Genomic DNA, 16,119 nt, shown 5'->3' with positions numbered 1-16,119 from the left:
AGGAGAGGATGATACTTATGGCTAAGATTTTAATAATAGATGATGACAAAAATATAGTCTCCATGATTTCAGATTTTATGCATATTCATAACATTGAAACACAGGCTGGTCACTCCGGCCAAGACGCTATTGATATGTCCAAAGATCCTAGCATCGACTTAATTGTGCTGGATATTAACATGAAGGGCATTGATGGATTTGAAGCCTGCAAGAGAATCAGACAACATTCCAGTGTTCCCATTATTTTCTTGACAGCTAAGACAACCCAGTCTGATAAAATTTTAGGTCTTGGAATAGGGGCTGATGACTATTTGACCAAGCCCTTTGACCCCCTTGAACTGGTTGCACGTGTTAAGTCCAATCTAAGACGGGTGGCTGAGTACACTCATAATTCGAGAAATGATATTTTAGAATCAGGTTCCCTCGCACTAAACCTCGCAACCCATCAGGTAAAGATTGATGGAAAACAACTGGACTTATCAGCAACAGAATATACCTTGCTGGTCTACTTGTTTAAAAATTCCAATCGTATACTCAGTCGAAAAGAACTTCTTAAAAATGTTTGGAACAGTGATATTTACACAGAAAACACTGTGAATACCTACATAATGAGACTGCGGGAAAAAATAGAAATCAATAAACACGAACCACATTTCCTTATCACGATTCGTGGAGAAGGCTACATTTTTAGAACACAATAAAACATCCCCCTGACTCAAGTGCTTTAAGGCTATATGCCTGTTTCTAATTGAGTCAGGGGGATATTGACGTTTTGTCATATTTTTTTTTTAAAGTTTAAGCGTTTTTTCCTTCTATAATTTCTTCCCAATCAAACTACCACCTGCAATTTGAATAAGCCTACCTGCAACATCATCATATCGAAGTTTAACCGCTGATTCTTCAAAGCCCCCGCAATGAGGCGTCATGACAACATGATCAAATTTTTCGATGGGGTATTTAGAGGGCATGATTTTTTTCTGTTTTACGCTCGGGTACTGAAACCAAACATCAGACCCATACCCCTTTAGGATTCCATCGCTCAGACCTTCGTATAATGCTGTCTCATCAACGACTGGACCTCTTGCCACGTTAATTAGAATCTTATCTTTTAGGGCCATGATCATCGTCTCACCAATTCGACCCTCTGTCTGCGTATTCAAGGGAACACTGATTATAAATACATCAGACCAAACTGCCAGCTCCTCTAGTTTTTTAAAAACATGAACATCATTTGGCCGTCTGTTCCTATGGTCTAAAGTGCCAACTTCAACACCAAAAGGTTTCATCAACCTATGAATTTCTTTTCCAATTGTCCCATAGCCATAAATGGCCACCTTCTTATGTGTTAAACTGGTCCAGCTAATCCTGTTTTTTTCTGTGCGTCCGCTCCAGTCCCCATTTTTTAAATTGTCATGGTAGAATACGATTTTCCCCATAACAGCAAGGGTTAAGGCTAAAGCCCGTTCAGCAACATAATGACAGTGCACTGTGGTATTAAACACATTAATGCTTCGAGCCCTTATTCGAGAGATTTCGACTTTGTTCATGCCTGCATAGGGAATTATGAGATTTTTCAAGTTTGGGAAAGCTTCTTGAATGGATTTATCATAGGTTCCAGAAACCAATGTTTGCACCCTTGAATGTAGACCCAAGTCCTTATCAGCCACACGAAAATCTATATTGGCCTTACTGAGTTCCCTTGCATAATTTGATGCAATATATTTATACACCTGATCATAGACCGTGGCAGCATAATGCATTTTTACTTCCACCTTTCTATTTCCTTTTTAATAACACATCATAGAATCTGTATGTTCTTATTCATTTAAAAGATATATTTCTGGCGCTTGTAAAATTACAGTTCCGCGTCCTCCTTATACCATATATGAAAATTTCAGATTCTTAAATATGTGTATATGGCATATTGAGGGGGGGTTAATGATATTTTGCAAGTCACCCATTTGTTAAATCTTCTGTCTTAAGCTATATTATAATAGATTGGAGTGATTAATGTGACTATTTTTATTGGTTTACTAACCATACTATTTGGTGTTTTTTTCGTCTCGCTGGGCATGTTGTTTATAAAATACGATTGGTCTCCTTTTCGTTTTTTTGTAAAGCCAGAAGATGTTTTCTACCGGCCTAATTTTGGACTTAGAATTATGATTCCTGGATTCATACTTTTCTACCTATCCTCGATTATACTCTCTTAGACATTTAAAAGTCCTGGTTTTATAGTGTCTACCAATACAATTCACATATACAGTATGCCGATATAAGAGTGGACGCCTTCTAGGAAAATAAAAAACCCCACTGAATATGAGACAGTGGGGTCAGATGCTTATACATACCTACCAGGAATAGGTTTCGCCAACTTTTAACACAACACCCTTTACGTCATCTGCCAGACCTTCAACAAACTCATCAGGATCTGCCTGTATCACATCAAAAGTATTATAATGCATAGGTATTGCCACTTTGGGCTTAATGAAGCTAACAGCAAGCAAGGCATCGGTAATATCCATTGTAAAATTTCCACCTATGGGCAGAAGAGCCACATCTATATCCTCTATTTCAAGGAGCTTCATATCCATTGAAAGACCCGTGTCCCCTGCGTGATACATTTTTTTCCCGTCAATATTCAAGACGAATCCTGCTGGATTCCCACCATTCACTGATCCTGACTCGGTTTCAATTGCCGAGCCATGAAGGGCTGGTGTCATTTTAACTGTTCCAAATTCAAACTTATAACGTCCACCAATATGCATTGGGTGGCAGTGTATGCCTGAACGACTCAGATGATTAGCAATTTCAAAATTCGTAATGACTGTTGCCGCTGACCGCTTTGCAATCTCAAGAGCATCCCCCATATGGTCTCCATGACCATGGGTTATCAGAATATAGTCAACGTCGTCAAAGTCCTCAGGTTTATGTTTGGCCATCGGATTGCCTGTAAGAAAGGGATCTATTAATATTTTTGCGCTCTCTGTCTCAATATAAAATGCCGAATGTCCAAGAAATTGTGCTTTCAAAATAGCCTCCTTATCTCAACTTTTATCTATTCATATCCTACTATTAAACATCTAATCAATTGTATTTCATAACGAGTTACATATTGCTTTCATTCGACCAAGTGTATGTGTGAAACCAGTTGTGATCATTTTTTATATATTTAAGAATCATAGCCAAATCCTTATCGGATTGTTCTAATTGACCCATCTCAAGCGTCTTCTCCACATAATAGTCTATGAAATCTGTGTATTGGCCGTTAAGCTTATTTTTATTATACATTTCAAAATCAACTGTGCTCAAGTGCACCCCATCAAGCATTAAGAGGGTATAAAATGTTTTCATACCGGACTCTGGCTTAGATTGCAAAAGGGTCCACGCCTTATCATAGTCTCCACTTTTTATAAAAACATGAAAGTCATAATATGAAGCAATATCCTTTGTCTTATTTAAGGCTTGCTGCATTTCTTGAGGAAGGAGTTCCAACCTATGTCCTATTAACATTTTAGAATAATATCGATCGGCTTCTTTGTCTGGCGCACCATATTCTAACAGGTAGTCCATGGCAGGATCATAGTCTCCAAGCTGCATCATGCACCTTGCATACTCAATATGGTTAAAAACATTGTCTTTACTCAATGAAAGCAGTTTCTTTCGGATTTTTTTTTCAAGACTATATTGTCCCAGTTCCTCATACAATTCCGCTTTTTCAATCAAGCGTTTTTCAGATGTACCATAGCGGTCAATCAGTTCATTTAAATACTTGAGGGCCTTTTGTGGATCAGCCCCCTCTAAGTCTAGATAGCTTTCATTTTCAACTGGTATAAATCCGTTTTTGTATAGGGCATAAACAATTTTGAGACCATGCTCAGTGGGATTTTCTGTGTACCACTGAATGGCATCCATGACCTTCTTATTTTCAAGAAGTATGTCCCCCTTGCTATAGCCATCTTGTCCCTGAACATACCGTGCCTGACTTAGGGCGTCTGAGAAGAGACCATTTGTAATGGTTCCATCGCTGTTGATTTGCTCTGGAAATACCTTAAAATAGTAGTTTCCTGACAGGTAAAGAGGTTCCATAAAACCATTAATGTTCAGAGTGTCTTCTGCTAGCATATACATAAAAGAGAACTCCGATTGTGATTTCAAAGCTTTTAATGACAGCGTTCCCTGTAAATTATCATAAGAAATATATGTGTCCATAAGGCCTAGATTTGTACTGTATTTCGGGTCTTCAAAATACACTTTTAAGCTGTAACGCCTGTTTCTAGACGCTAATGGATCTTGTATTTGGTAGTGTATTTCATCCCCCTCAATAAGGAGCATTTTAAACTCTGCTCCTGGCCAAAACTCAAAGTCTTCCACAATTTCATTAGAATCACTTTGAAAAAACACACCGCGCCCGTCTCTTGACTGCCACTGTTTGTCATGAATCACTTGCCAAGGGATCATGATTCCGACCATTCTCATGTCTGAACAGATATTTTTTATTTCGTACTGACCATCATCATCCGTGACGCTGTAATGTCTTTCAAGGGCTACCCCCGAACGCATACCAGACTGATATTTTTCATAGACAATGGCTCCCCGGTAGGGTTTTCCATCAATTGTAACCTGACCCACAACCGTTTTATCGGTTCTCTCATAAACATCTTGGCTGTCTAGTCTGTGTTCATTTCTATTCATATCTTGCATCTCATATATTTCACGGAAAAGTTTTGAATACAGATTTTCATTCTCAATGTACTGATCCACCAGGTCTGGTTCATATGCCATTTCAAACTTTAGGACTTCTGAAATATATTTTCTAATCGTTTCCACAATGACAGCATGCTCTTCTCCGCTTATATGGCTCAAACTTGTTTTAACAGCATGAAAATCCCCATAGGTCATGTCAATAGCTGTTTTTGTTAAATAGAATTCTTCTTTTAACTGATGAGAAGGCTTATTCAATTCGAAGCTTTGTTCAATCTCGTCCATGATCTCATTCGATTCAGCAGTCATACCACCCATCCACAGCATTTGAGCCACACGCAGGGCATAGCTTCTGTGTTTGGAATATATGGGGTGGATGTCTTTGTACTTTACAAATCGATCCATTATAATTTCTGCGTCTCTTCTTAAGACTCTTTTTCCAGAAATCATGGCACCATTTTCAATATAGGCCATATTGTATAAAGCATAGTCGCCATCTTCTAATAGGATAGTGAGCCTACTTTCTTCACTTTCAAGAGACGTTGTTTCAACATCTTCAACTCTGATTTTCTGATTTGTTGAAACAAAGGCATTGTAGCTTAAAATCCCCTTCCAAAACATATCCTTCTTGGATAAAACGATAACCACGATAAGTAAAACAACTATGAGTAGTATTACTTTAAGGGCATTCCATTTCTTGTTGCGCATGTATATTAACCTCACGAATCATATGCATTAGGCACTTTTATCTGTATGTCTCTTTGAAATTTTCCAAGTCGCTTATAACAGTTTTCACTATGCATAATATATCATGATTTTCATATTTTGGTAATAGCGCCTCCATAAAATGTCATGTGTCAGTAACATATTTTATAACCCTCTGCTCTCTTAGCGAAAAAAGATCTGCTTGCACAACCGACAAGCAGATCCTAATCACATTTTATTCATTATTTTTCTTTACAATAGCCCTATCATACTTAACTATTAAATCTTCCTGTATTCTATTGATTTCATTTCTAATTTCTTCAGCATGATTTTTTAAAGTCTGTAAGGGGCGACTGCCTATGCTTGAAACAAACTCGTTCTCAATAATTTCAATGGCCCTATCTGTTGAAAGTGGTTTTCTATAAGGTCTTTCTTCAAGAAGGGCTGAAAATAAATCTGAGTATATGAGTATTTCTGTTTCCAAATCCAAAGTACTAACTTCAGGTTTAAATGGATAGCCTTCACAGTGAAGTTTTTCATGATGGTGACTGGCCCAATGAGCCAAGTCAGAAAAGCCTTCAATATTACTCAGGATTTGATAGGTATAATAAGGGTGGGATTTCATAATGTTAAATTCTTCATTGGTCAATTTTGTCTTCTTTGTGATAATCTCCGTGGGAACGGCAATTTTACCATAGTCATGAAGATACCCTGCCAACTTAACTTTATAACGCGATTCATCCACCAGCCCCATATACTTGGCAATTTTATCTGCAACATATGCCACACGCACAGAATGGGCAATTGTAAACTTAGACTTATAGTCCACAACACGGCTCAGGGTGTAAACCAAGTTTTCTAGAGAATCGTCATCAAGATCCATATCCAGTTTTTCAAGATTTATTCTTTGAAAAAGATGGTCAATTGTCAAATCATCCACTTCAAACCAGAACTGTTCTTTTTCTGAGGCTGCCACAAAAGCCTTTACAACATCTGGATCAAACAAGGTCCCTGACAAATCTAATATTTGCTTTGTCACGGCCATGGTTTGGTTGATTGATATGGTATTTGGATCAAGAAGAATATCAATCCTATCTGCCAAATGAATAATATATGAAGCATGATGTACATTTCTATTTCCTATATTTTCGGCATAATTCACATGATGATGTTCTATTATATTTGCTATGGTTTTAAAGGGCCCAAAAGACGACAACATTAATGCACCAAGTCTTTCATGGGGACCTGGGTCTTCAACATCAAGCCTGGTCAATTGTGTTTGATCTTCTACGGTAAGCGCTCCAATATCATGCAAAGCAGCTGCTATGATCAGATTGGTAAGCGCCTCACCTTCATACCCCAGTGATTTTGCTATATGGTAGGTCATGACTGCCACTCTACGATGGTGATGTTTCAAAATTGGATTCACTATGTCAACTGCATTTACAAATGTCAGTACAATTTCCTTCATTTTAATACGATCCATCATACACCCATCTCCTCATTTAATTTTAACTCCATAATATACCTACCCATTATTTAAACTTAGGTCACACCACTTAGAAAACTTTGTCCATTTTTCAATGCTTTCGACCTTTTTCGATTTTTTTCTACATTTTTCCTATGCTTTATCCTACCTTCCTATAGATCTTAATGAAATTTTAATCCGATTGAGAGATTCTCTTCATATATGCCCTGTATACTGGTGGATAGTTAAAGGAATTATATATTATTATTTAAATCAGAAAGGAATAATTATGTCATTACTCGGAAATTTACTATGGATTATATTTGGAGGTCTTCTTGTCTCTATAGGTTGGGCCATCGCCGGGCTTGTGCTATGCATAACTGTTGTAGGCATCCCCTTTGGTATGCAGTGTTTCAAAATTGCAGGCCTGACACTCACACCCTTTGGAAGAAATGTTGAAATTGGAGACTTTGGAGGTTTTGGTCTAATTGGAAATCTTATTTGGATACTTGTTTTTGGGTGGGAGCTTTTCCTTGCTCATCTAATATCTGCATGCTTGCTGGCCATTACGATCATTGGTATTCCATTTGCAAAACAACATATTAAATTAGCGAAACTGGCTCTAGTGCCATTTGGAGCTCGTATTTCAGCATAGACCTATGGTGTATACAATTTCATCAACATACAAAGCATGAGTAAATATACAGGTATTCTTTTATGAATACGCTTTCCCAATCCAGCACGACCCCCTATAATGGAAGGTACTAAAGTAAAAGGGGTTATGACTTATGGATATTACTCAATCTAGGCTGGATGACTTTTTAAAAGCATCAAAAGCTTATACCAAGCAAGGTAAGCTTGCCTCCTATATACCGGAACTTATGAATGCCAATGCCCAAGCCCTTGGTATTTATATAATAGATCTTGAAGGCAATGAACTTTATTCTGGTGATGTTGATACAAAATTTACAATACAAAGTGTTTCAAAGGTCGTTACACTGATCTATGCGCTAGAAGCCTATGGAGATGAAGTCTTTACACGTATTGGTGTCGAACAGACAGCCGATGCCTTCAACTCTATTATAAAACTTGAAACAAGAAACAACGGAAAACCACTCAATCCACTTATTAATGCAGGTGCCATTGCCACCACATCCTTTATCGTTGAAAAAGAAGGCAAAGATGGATTTGAGAATCTATCCAAGTTCCTTAGAAAACTTGCTAAAAATGATGACATTTCAGTAAATGCATCTGTCTATGCCTCTGAAAAACGAACAGGTGATACCAATCGCGCCTTGGCTTACTTTCAAAAGGGACAAAGAACATTTGAAGCTGATGTCGAAGATGTGCTTGATGCATACTTTAAAACATGTTCACATGAAGTTCGTGTTAAAGATCTTGCAAATATAGCACGCATTATAGCCAATAATGGACTGGACCCTGATTCTGGTCACCGTTACTTTTCAATGAAAAATGCACGAATGACCAAAGCCATTATGTCCACTTGTGGTATGTATGATTCTTCAGGGGCCTTTGCTTTGAAGGTTGGTATACCATCTAAAAGTGGCGTTGGTGGTGGTATCATGTCAGTTGTTCCTGGAAAATATGGAATAGGTATTGTGGGACCAGCCCTTGATGAAAAGGGAAACAGTGCCGCTGGCGTTGCCCTATTAAGCAAGCTTTCAGAAGCATACGCCCTTAGTATATTCGGCTAATTCACACGAAAAACCGCCTATAATGTATCTATATAAGATGCATTATAGGCGGTTTTTATATTTCTATTCATAGGGTTTAGCAAAACTTTCTGCTTCTGTTACACCGTACTTTTCATACTTCTTTTTCCAGTAAAATTCATTGGCCAATTTAACAAATATCTTCATTAAGATGACACTCTTTCTTTTGGATTGACTTTCTGGTGCTGAATACTTCAAAAGACGGTTTTCGTCAAAAATGAGAGTCCTATTATAGTCTTCTGCAATAGATTCTAAACCCCTTAATAGATTTTTGCCTGCACGGGTATCCTTTTGACTGTATAAGGCATCACATCCACCCTTAATAATTGTCCCCACATATTCCGACCCAATCAGACCCACATAGTATTTAAAATAGTCTTCCAGTGGTCTCGCATGTACCGCTTCCTTAAAACCGTACTGGACTATAAATCCAAAAGATTTTTTTGAACCGATGCCTTGAAGTCTGGGTCAGAGAGACAAAGGGCATAAACATGGTTTAAAAGATCTAGCACTTGGGCTGGCATGGAATATCCATAAAGAGGCATGGCCATCACAATATGGTCGCTGACTCGAATCATATTCACTATATCCTCTACATGCCCAGCACCTATCTGTTTTACCACTATATCTTCAAAACTGCTGAGGCGTTCGGTAAAAGCATCTATCATAACGCCTGTATTGGTCTTGCTTTTCTTAGGTGATCCGTTAATAACAAGTAAGCGCATGTACTATCTCCTCCAAATCATGAATGTTATATATATATTGGTCCTCTTGTCCCCTTGTGCCATACATGGATTTAATATGTTCAGTATTCTCCGTTTTGTCCAGTACAACAATTTGCTTTGGCAACTTGTCATAACGACTGACATGTGTCATTCTATCCCCATCTATTTTTAAATACGGATGAACAAGTGGTAGAAGCCTATCCCTAATTCGCTTTGCTAAGGGAGATACAAATCCAATTTTGATAGGTGATGCATGAATGACCACATCTGCTTTTACAAACTTTTCAAGCACCTTTTCCATATCATCTTTTATGCTGCATATTCCGGGACTTTTGAGCCAACATGCATAACAGCCAATACAATCTTTTAGATTCATATTTCTTAAGGTGAGATGGTTTATCTCCATAGTTTTTTTTCCATGCGTCTGGTCTTTGCCTGTGGAGGCTCTGACTCGGTTTATTAGGGCATCTATGGCTCTATCAAATTGTGGATCACCGTCTGATGGATTGCTACTTAGAACTAGAATTTTCATTTTTCATTCTCTCCCTTGATTTCATAACATTATACCTATTTCGACAAGATGCTCCGCAGTATTTTTCCTTTGTGCTATTTGCAATGTAAAACCGCCTGCAATGTTCGCATCGTTTCAGAGCACTGACCCTATCTGTTACAGCGAAGGCATAGATGGTTTGAACCGTCGTTTTTAAAGAGTCAAACTCCCAAGAGATTTTTGTTTCCCTGCCCTGCGTGATGGTAAACCCTATTTTCGTTGCTTCAAACTGATCAGCCAAAATTGTGACGGGTTCAGTCAAATTGAGTGCTGACGCCTTAAATGTCGCCAATTGGTCATAATGCCTCGCCAACATAGCCGAGAAATCTAGGAGCCATACAATGTTTTCTGCATAAAAACTTGAAAAAATCAAGTCCAGGACAAGAGGTCTCTTCCCATAATATTTAGGTGTGTCCTCATATTTTGTGAAATGAACTTTATCTTTATGCATGTATAAGTCAATATTGCCCTCTTCTATAAACGGAGTAAATAGTTTCATATATGCCTGCCCATTCATATGGGACGTCTTCAAACTTAATGGATTCTTTTGAGTTAACAATATTTCTTTATCACCCACAATGTTTCTGTTATAAGTGCTGCTGCTCATAAACCCCATAAGTCCGTATTTTTTTGCATACCTTAAGATTTGTTCTTGAAGTTCATACCACATTTTTTTGCATTTTCGTTTTCGATACGCATTCAAATCCTTGTCCTCTAGGGCTTGCTGATACAGGAGATATGCATCCCCCAACCCTAAAGTGTCAATGACAAGGGGCTCTGCCACATTAAAAGGATTGTACAACTTAAAATCCGCCCCTTTTTTCGGCCGAATATATAAGGCGCCCTCTTGCACCTCTTCAATAATGTATTCATCAAAAACAATCCACTCAGTGGAATACCTGTCGTCTAGGCCAACCTTTCTTTTTAGGAGTTTTTCACTGGCTGTTTGATCTTCAACCTGCTTATTTGTGTATTTCATAGTAAACACCTTTCCAGCACTTCTTGTCCAACTGTTCCAATTCACTTCTATGTTTGTTTTTTATTTTCTTTATGAAAATCCAGTAATCAATGTAGTGACTTACAAAGCGATTATATGTAATTGATTATAGGTTGTAAACTATTACATTTTGTATTTTCGATTATTAATTATATCCTAGACTCTGATCACAATGTTTTGGCTATGTCCTTTTATGAATACAATTTTGACGCATGGAAAATTCCATTAAATTAGAGGCTGTTATATGCAACAGCCTCTTTAGAAAAATGGAATAAATCCACTTGAGTATATAATTCTAAAACAAATCCTCTACAAAGCTGGTTTTAGGTCATCGACTAAAAGTTCGATTTCAAACTCAGTGCCTGCATTCACAGCGCTTGAGCACTTTATTGTTCCATTGAAGCGTTGTGTCACCAAATTATAAACAATATTCATGCCAAGACCGCTCCCGCCGCAGTCTCTCTTGGTTGTGAAAAAAGGTTCGTAGAGTTTTTTTAGTGTTGCTGGGTCCATTCCAACACCATAATCTCTGTATTTGATGCATAGAACATCTTGCGCCTCTTTATAAGTGGTATTTCTTCCACTTCCCTCTTTGCCTTTTCTGTAAGATAAGCTAATTTCAATAATGCCACTGGATCGATCTTTAAAGCCATGATTGATTGAGTTCATTATTAAATTCAAAAATATTTGATAAAGACCCCCTGGGTGACTTTTTACAGTGATATTTTCATCACATATCACGCTAATGTCTACTGCATGACGTTTTATTTCACTTTGAAGACTGCCCAAAATTTCATACAGGTATGAACATACATTAATTTCTCTGTACTCATCAGATACTTGATCAACCGACACCTTCTTAAAACTCCTAATAATATCCGATGCTCTATTAAGCGTACTCAAGAGATGATTTGATGTGGTTTTCAAATCCTTCATATGCTTTATGAATTCATTTTTGTTGATCTGGTTCTCTCGGGTTAACTCTAGAACTATATTGGTTGTGTTTTCAATATGGGAGGCTAGGGTTACCCCCACACCAACCGGTGTGTTCACTTCATGGGCAACACCAGCTACCAGCCTTCCCAAGGATGCCATTTTTTCAGATTCCATTAACTCCTTTTGTGTTTTAGTAATTTTTATTGTTTGTGATGCAATTTGAAGTCGCAGAATCACAACATAGATAATAAGCAAAAAGAAGGTGATTAAACTCACGTTTACAAGCATTTTATGCTTTTCATAAAACGATGTGGGTCTGTTGATAATAATGCTGGTCTCAGGCAATGCATTGATTGACAAATCATACTTCTGCATGGCCATATAGTCAAATTTATATCTATTATAGCTATCATCCACAATATATTTATCACGAATACTGTATGGATCTTCTAAGTAGGCTGCGGCCATTTCTGCAACCCGTGTGCCTTGGGAATACCCTTCAACTATTTTTCCGCCAATAGCCCCTTCACCAAATCCAAAATCATAAAGGACGTACACAGGAACTGCTGATGCCTCTATAAATCGTTGGGCCGTATAATTTAAGGGATATACACTTCCGTCTACATCAACAACATAAAATGTATGAATAGCGATTGTATTCTCTGGATTTAATCCACCTAAAAAACTTTCTATTTGACCGATTGTCATGTTCTCCAAAATTTCGAAGTTCAGCTCTGGGTAATAGGTCGTCATTTCCCGCGTCACATCATTTTTAGTTGACCGGCCTGTAATGGTATCATCCACGATCAGATATATATTTTCAATATTTGAGTTTTGTCGCAAAGCCACTTCAACAGTCGCCCTTGTTGAACTCTTCTCAACAACGCCATAAAAATTCTTTGCACCTTCTAGATTATGTGCTTCTAGAGTGTTGACACCACAAAAAAACACCGGGGTGTCATCAAATAAGTCTTTAGAATACTTTAATAGAAATTTTAAGGCGTTATCGTCAGCACATACAATAAGATCAAACTTGTCTTTTCCAAATTTCACTCTATACATATCAAACAGTGCTTGCATGTAGGTTTCACTACTATTGTTTTTTGTATCCATATGTTCAATTCGCAGGGTATAAGAGTCAAAATGAACGTCAAGAACATCTTGCACACCTTTTTTAGTCTGATTGCTCCACACGTAACCATCATGATATGAATTCAATAGCAAAATGTTTGGATGAGAATCTTCCTTTGATATTGCATACGCCCCCCCTGTGACCAGAGCAACCATCGCTGTAAATACCATTAGCCATTTCCATATGTTGCGCATAGTTTCATGCCCCCCAACTCAATTTTGATCCCCCACAATATAAATATACCCCGCCACACCTTGTTTAAGTTAATTTTTTGAATTTCATTTGGTGTAATTATCCATTTTATTATAAAAATATCGAATTGGCTATATTTTTATAATATTTGATCGAGGAAGCTCCAATGTATCACTTGGGAATCACATCTAAGAAACACTGAAACAAGCAATACTATGATTTCAAATTTAGAAAATATGCAATCATAAATAGCTTTACAGACAGTGACTATAGTCATAAAAAGTAAAAATCAATACATGTTTTGTTGTAAGTGCAAGTATATTTTTGGTAGAATGGTCATGTAGATGTTTTTAATTTTTAACATTAAATGGTTCTAAAGTACTATGGGCAAACAATTGCAGAAACGGGGTCGAATATGTTTAGAATGAAAGAAGTGGAAGCCTTCAAGCTTGTCCTTCCACACCTAAAGGACGTTCTTCAAGAGGATGTTATGGTATCACTTACCAATCGCGAAAAATTTATTGGATACTGGCCTGGAGATAAGATGGTCGTACCACTTAAGGCGGGCATGCCTATTCCAGCTGATGATCCACTCAGGGCAACAATTCAGTCAAAAGAAATTATAAAAGCCACTGTGCCAGCCGAAGTATACGGTATGCCCTTTAAGGCTGTAACATATCCTATTGTAGACAAGAAGGGCGTTTGTATTGGAGCCATTGGATTTGCCCAAAGCCTTGAAAAAGAATTTGAAACAAAAGATATGATTGAAAAGATCATTGCCAAGATGGAGTCGACCAGTCAAGATGTTCTGCGTGTTACAGAAAATGCTAATGATATTGCTGACAAGGCAGCAAACAACTTGTCTGCTGTGGAAGAAACAACAGCGGGCCTACAAGAAATCGCGGAGTTTTCAAAGGATATGAAGTCGGTCACCAAGGCTGCAAATGACCTTTCGAAAACAATCGAAACCGAGACTTATGGTGGCATTCAGACAGTGGAAAAAACAGTAGCTGCTGTTGAAAACATATCTGTACAATTGTCACAGTCAGCCTCAAAATTCGAACAGCTTCAAGAATCCATGCAATCTATTGAAAATATGGTCGAACTGATCAAATCCATTTCAGAGCAAACCAACCTGCTGGCCCTTAATGCATCCATTGAAGCTGCACGCGCCGGGGAGCACGGTCGCGGTTTTGCTGTCGTTGCAGATGAAGTGGGCAAACTCGCCAACCAATCCAACGAGGCTTCTGTGGAAATTACTGAACGTGTGAGCAGCATTCGCGCTGATATCCTAGATGTGATTAAATCTGTAGAACATGTGGATGTGGCCGTTGAAACCGGACGAGAAAATGCCCAAGATACAGAACGAAACTTCAAAAATATCAGCACCCATGTTGATGAAATGATGGATATTATAAGCAAAGTGGACACTTACTCTGAAAATCTGAGCACCATGACACAAAATATTTTTGCCAACACTGACGAATTGTCTAAGGATGTTGAAGACACTGCGCAAAGCGCTTCCAATATTGACAGTCTCGTCGGTGAACACACTCAAGCGTTACAAAATTTTGAAGAAGAATTAAAAGAAACGGCTGCTGTCATTGTGAATTAGGACTATAAACAATATTTTTATACATTTTCACCCCTATTTTCTACAGAACATCTTATGGGCTTTGCAAGTAGAAAATAGGGGTGAATTTATTTTGTCGATTATTGTTTATAGATCAAACCGCATCATGGGATAGTCTTCTTCTCCGACTCCGCCCATAACTGGCTTAACCCCGGTATGAAGAAAACTGCTCCTCAAAATAGATCTTGTGCCATACTTCAGCCTGAGTTCATCAATGGTCTTATCCAGGCGCTCTTGTTTTTCATTTTTCTGGGCATCAATAAGGGGCAATTGTTTTTCATGTCCTTGCACAAGCTTTGAAACCCGAACCCCCAAGTGGCGTATGGGACGTCCATCCCATAGTTCATCAAAAAGACTTTTAGCTTCTTTAAAAATTTCCATGGTGGAATCCGTATTATAAAATAACCTTCTTTGATGGGAGGCTCGATCGAGTTCAGAACTCCTAACGCTCACGGACACAAGACCACACAGCTTGCCTGTATCACGAAGACGCATGGCCACCATCTCTGTAAGGGATAGCAAGTACAAATAGGCTGAAGCCTTCGTCTCAATATCTCTTGGCAGGGTGCTAGAATTTCCAATGCCCTTTACAGACTCAACACCACTTTCTCTTGTGAGAGAATCTTCAATGCCATTGGCGTAGTTCCAAAGCACACCACCAAACTTGCCGAATTTATATTTTAAAACGTCTGGGTCCGTTTGGGCCAAATCTCCTACTGTTAATATGCCCATCGACTTCAATTTAGGTTCTGTTGCCCGCCCCACCCCAAAGAGATCTCCCACAGGAAGGGGCCACATTTTCCCCTTCATTTCCTCAGGAAAAAGGGTATGAACCTTGTTGGGTTTCTCAAACTCAGAGGCCACCTTGGCAAGGAGTTTATTGCTTGAAATCCCTATATTGACCGTAAAGCCCAGTTCTTTTTTCACACGTTCTCGTATTGTGTTTGCCACAGTCACAGGATCGCCCCAAAGCTTTGTAACATCTGTAAACTCGACAAAGCACTCGTCAATACTGAAGCGTTGGACGTCTGGAGAATACTCTTTAAGTAGGTCAACAAGGGCACGACTGCTCTTAATATACAGACTGTAATTTGGACGGACAGCCTGCAGATTAGGACACTTCTGAAAGGCTTTAAATAGGACCTCACCTGTTTTTATACCTGCTTTTTTGGCGGATAGTGATTTGGCCAGAACAATGCCTCTACGTTTTTCAGGGTCGCCCCCTATAATGGATGGAACCTCTCTTAAGTCAAGCTTGTCCCCATGCTGTAGTCTGTATACGGCTTCCCAGGACAAGTATGCCGAATTCACATCCACATGAAAGACCACTCGGTTTTTCACACA

General features: G+C 38.4%; 14 protein-coding genes. 4 read left to right on the top strand and 10 right to left on the bottom strand.

Annotation, left to right across the window (positions count from 1 at the left end; all coding sequences use genetic code 11):
• Nucleotides 1-17: 17 nt before the first annotated feature.
• Nucleotides 18-701 carry a response regulator transcription factor gene (locus tag ACQ4KW_RS09725; RefSeq protein ID WP_430886337.1) on the top strand — a complete coding sequence of 228 codons (684 nt, stop codon included), beginning with the start codon at nucleotides 18-20 and terminating at the stop codon, nucleotides 699-701.
• Nucleotides 702-812: 111 nt separating this feature from the next.
• On the opposite strand, the gene ACQ4KW_RS09720 is transcribed toward ACQ4KW_RS09725, so the two are convergent.
• From ACQ4KW_RS09720 to ACQ4KW_RS09705, 4 genes are all read right to left on the bottom strand, one after another.
• Nucleotides 813-1,760, bottom strand: coding sequence for an NAD(P)-dependent oxidoreductase (locus ACQ4KW_RS09720; RefSeq protein ID WP_430886336.1), 948 nt, complete (start codon nucleotides 1,758-1,760; stop codon nucleotides 813-815).
• A gap of 591 nt (nucleotides 1,761-2,351) precedes the next feature.
• Nucleotides 2,352-3,032 carry a metal-dependent hydrolase gene (locus ACQ4KW_RS09715; RefSeq protein ID WP_430886335.1) on the bottom strand — a complete coding sequence of 227 codons (681 nt, stop codon included), beginning with the start codon at nucleotides 3,030-3,032 and terminating at the stop codon, nucleotides 2,352-2,354.
• 76 nt (nucleotides 3,033-3,108) lie between these two features.
• The gene (locus ACQ4KW_RS09710) at nucleotides 3,109-5,412 is read right to left on the bottom strand and encodes a tetratricopeptide repeat protein (RefSeq protein WP_430886334.1); all 2,304 of its coding nucleotides are present in this window, start codon (nucleotides 5,410-5,412) and stop codon (nucleotides 3,109-3,111) included.
• A 232-nt stretch (nucleotides 5,413-5,644) separates the two neighbouring features.
• On the bottom strand, nucleotides 5,645-6,898 hold the full coding sequence (locus tag ACQ4KW_RS09705) for an HD domain-containing phosphohydrolase (protein WP_430886333.1): 1,254 nt from the start codon (nucleotides 6,896-6,898) through the stop codon (nucleotides 5,645-5,647).
• Between the two features lie 268 nt (nucleotides 6,899-7,166).
• On the opposite strand from ACQ4KW_RS09705, the gene ACQ4KW_RS09700 reads away from it, so the two are divergent.
• A complete protein-coding gene (locus tag ACQ4KW_RS09700; protein ID WP_430886332.1) occupies nucleotides 7,167-7,532 on the top strand; it encodes a YccF domain-containing protein in 366 nt (121 codons plus the stop codon).
• Nucleotides 7,533-7,665: 133 nt separating this feature from the next.
• Complete coding sequence (gene glsA, locus ACQ4KW_RS09695) at nucleotides 7,666-8,592, top strand: glutaminase A (protein WP_430886331.1); 927 nt, start codon at nucleotides 7,666-7,668, stop codon at nucleotides 8,590-8,592.
• Between the two features lie 63 nt (nucleotides 8,593-8,655).
• On the opposite strand, the gene ACQ4KW_RS09690 is transcribed toward glsA, so the two are convergent.
• From ACQ4KW_RS09690 to ACQ4KW_RS09670, 5 genes are all read right to left on the bottom strand, one after another.
• A complete protein-coding gene (locus tag ACQ4KW_RS09690) occupies nucleotides 8,656-8,970 on the bottom strand; it encodes a hypothetical protein (protein WP_430886330.1) in 315 nt (104 codons plus the stop codon).
• Between the two features lie 62 nt (nucleotides 8,971-9,032).
• Entirely contained in the window at nucleotides 9,033-9,335 is a 303-nt protein-coding gene (locus ACQ4KW_RS09685) for an NAD(P)H-dependent oxidoreductase (RefSeq protein ID WP_430886329.1), read from the bottom strand.
• The gene (locus tag ACQ4KW_RS09680; protein WP_430886328.1) at nucleotides 9,316-9,867 is read right to left on the bottom strand and encodes a flavodoxin family protein; all 552 of its coding nucleotides are present in this window, start codon (nucleotides 9,865-9,867) and stop codon (nucleotides 9,316-9,318) included. The genes ACQ4KW_RS09685 and ACQ4KW_RS09680 overlap by 20 nt, the downstream gene beginning before the upstream one ends.
• Complete coding sequence (locus ACQ4KW_RS09675) at nucleotides 9,845-10,864, bottom strand: CGNR zinc finger domain-containing protein (protein WP_430886327.1); 1,020 nt, start codon at nucleotides 10,862-10,864, stop codon at nucleotides 9,845-9,847. Before ACQ4KW_RS09675 ends, ACQ4KW_RS09680 begins: the two co-directional genes overlap by 23 nt.
• 327 nt (nucleotides 10,865-11,191) lie before the next feature.
• Complete coding sequence (locus tag ACQ4KW_RS09670) at nucleotides 11,192-13,144, bottom strand: sensor histidine kinase (RefSeq protein WP_430886326.1); 1,953 nt, start codon at nucleotides 13,142-13,144, stop codon at nucleotides 11,192-11,194.
• 413 nt (nucleotides 13,145-13,557) lie between these two features.
• Here ACQ4KW_RS09670 and ACQ4KW_RS09665 point away from each other — a divergent pair, with 413 nt between their 5' ends.
• The gene (locus tag ACQ4KW_RS09665) at nucleotides 13,558-14,757 is read left to right on the top strand and encodes a methyl-accepting chemotaxis protein (RefSeq protein ID WP_430886325.1); all 1,200 of its coding nucleotides are present in this window, start codon (nucleotides 13,558-13,560) and stop codon (nucleotides 14,755-14,757) included.
• A 105-nt stretch (nucleotides 14,758-14,862) separates the two neighbouring features.
• On the opposite strand, the gene ACQ4KW_RS09660 is transcribed toward ACQ4KW_RS09665, so the two are convergent.
• Nucleotides 14,863-16,116, bottom strand: a complete 1,254-nt coding sequence (locus tag ACQ4KW_RS09660; RefSeq protein WP_430886324.1) for a DNA polymerase thumb domain-containing protein — start codon at nucleotides 16,114-16,116, stop codon at nucleotides 14,863-14,865.
• Between the last annotated feature and the right edge of the window lie 3 nt (nucleotides 16,117-16,119).

The sequence above is a fragment of the Tianxiuia mixotrophica genome, assembly GCF_050596425.1.
Lineage (GTDB): Bacteria > Bacillota > Clostridia > Peptostreptococcales > Acidaminobacteraceae.
The sequence above is the reverse complement of the archived record's forward strand: the minus strand, read 5'-3'. Positions and strand labels throughout refer to the sequence as shown.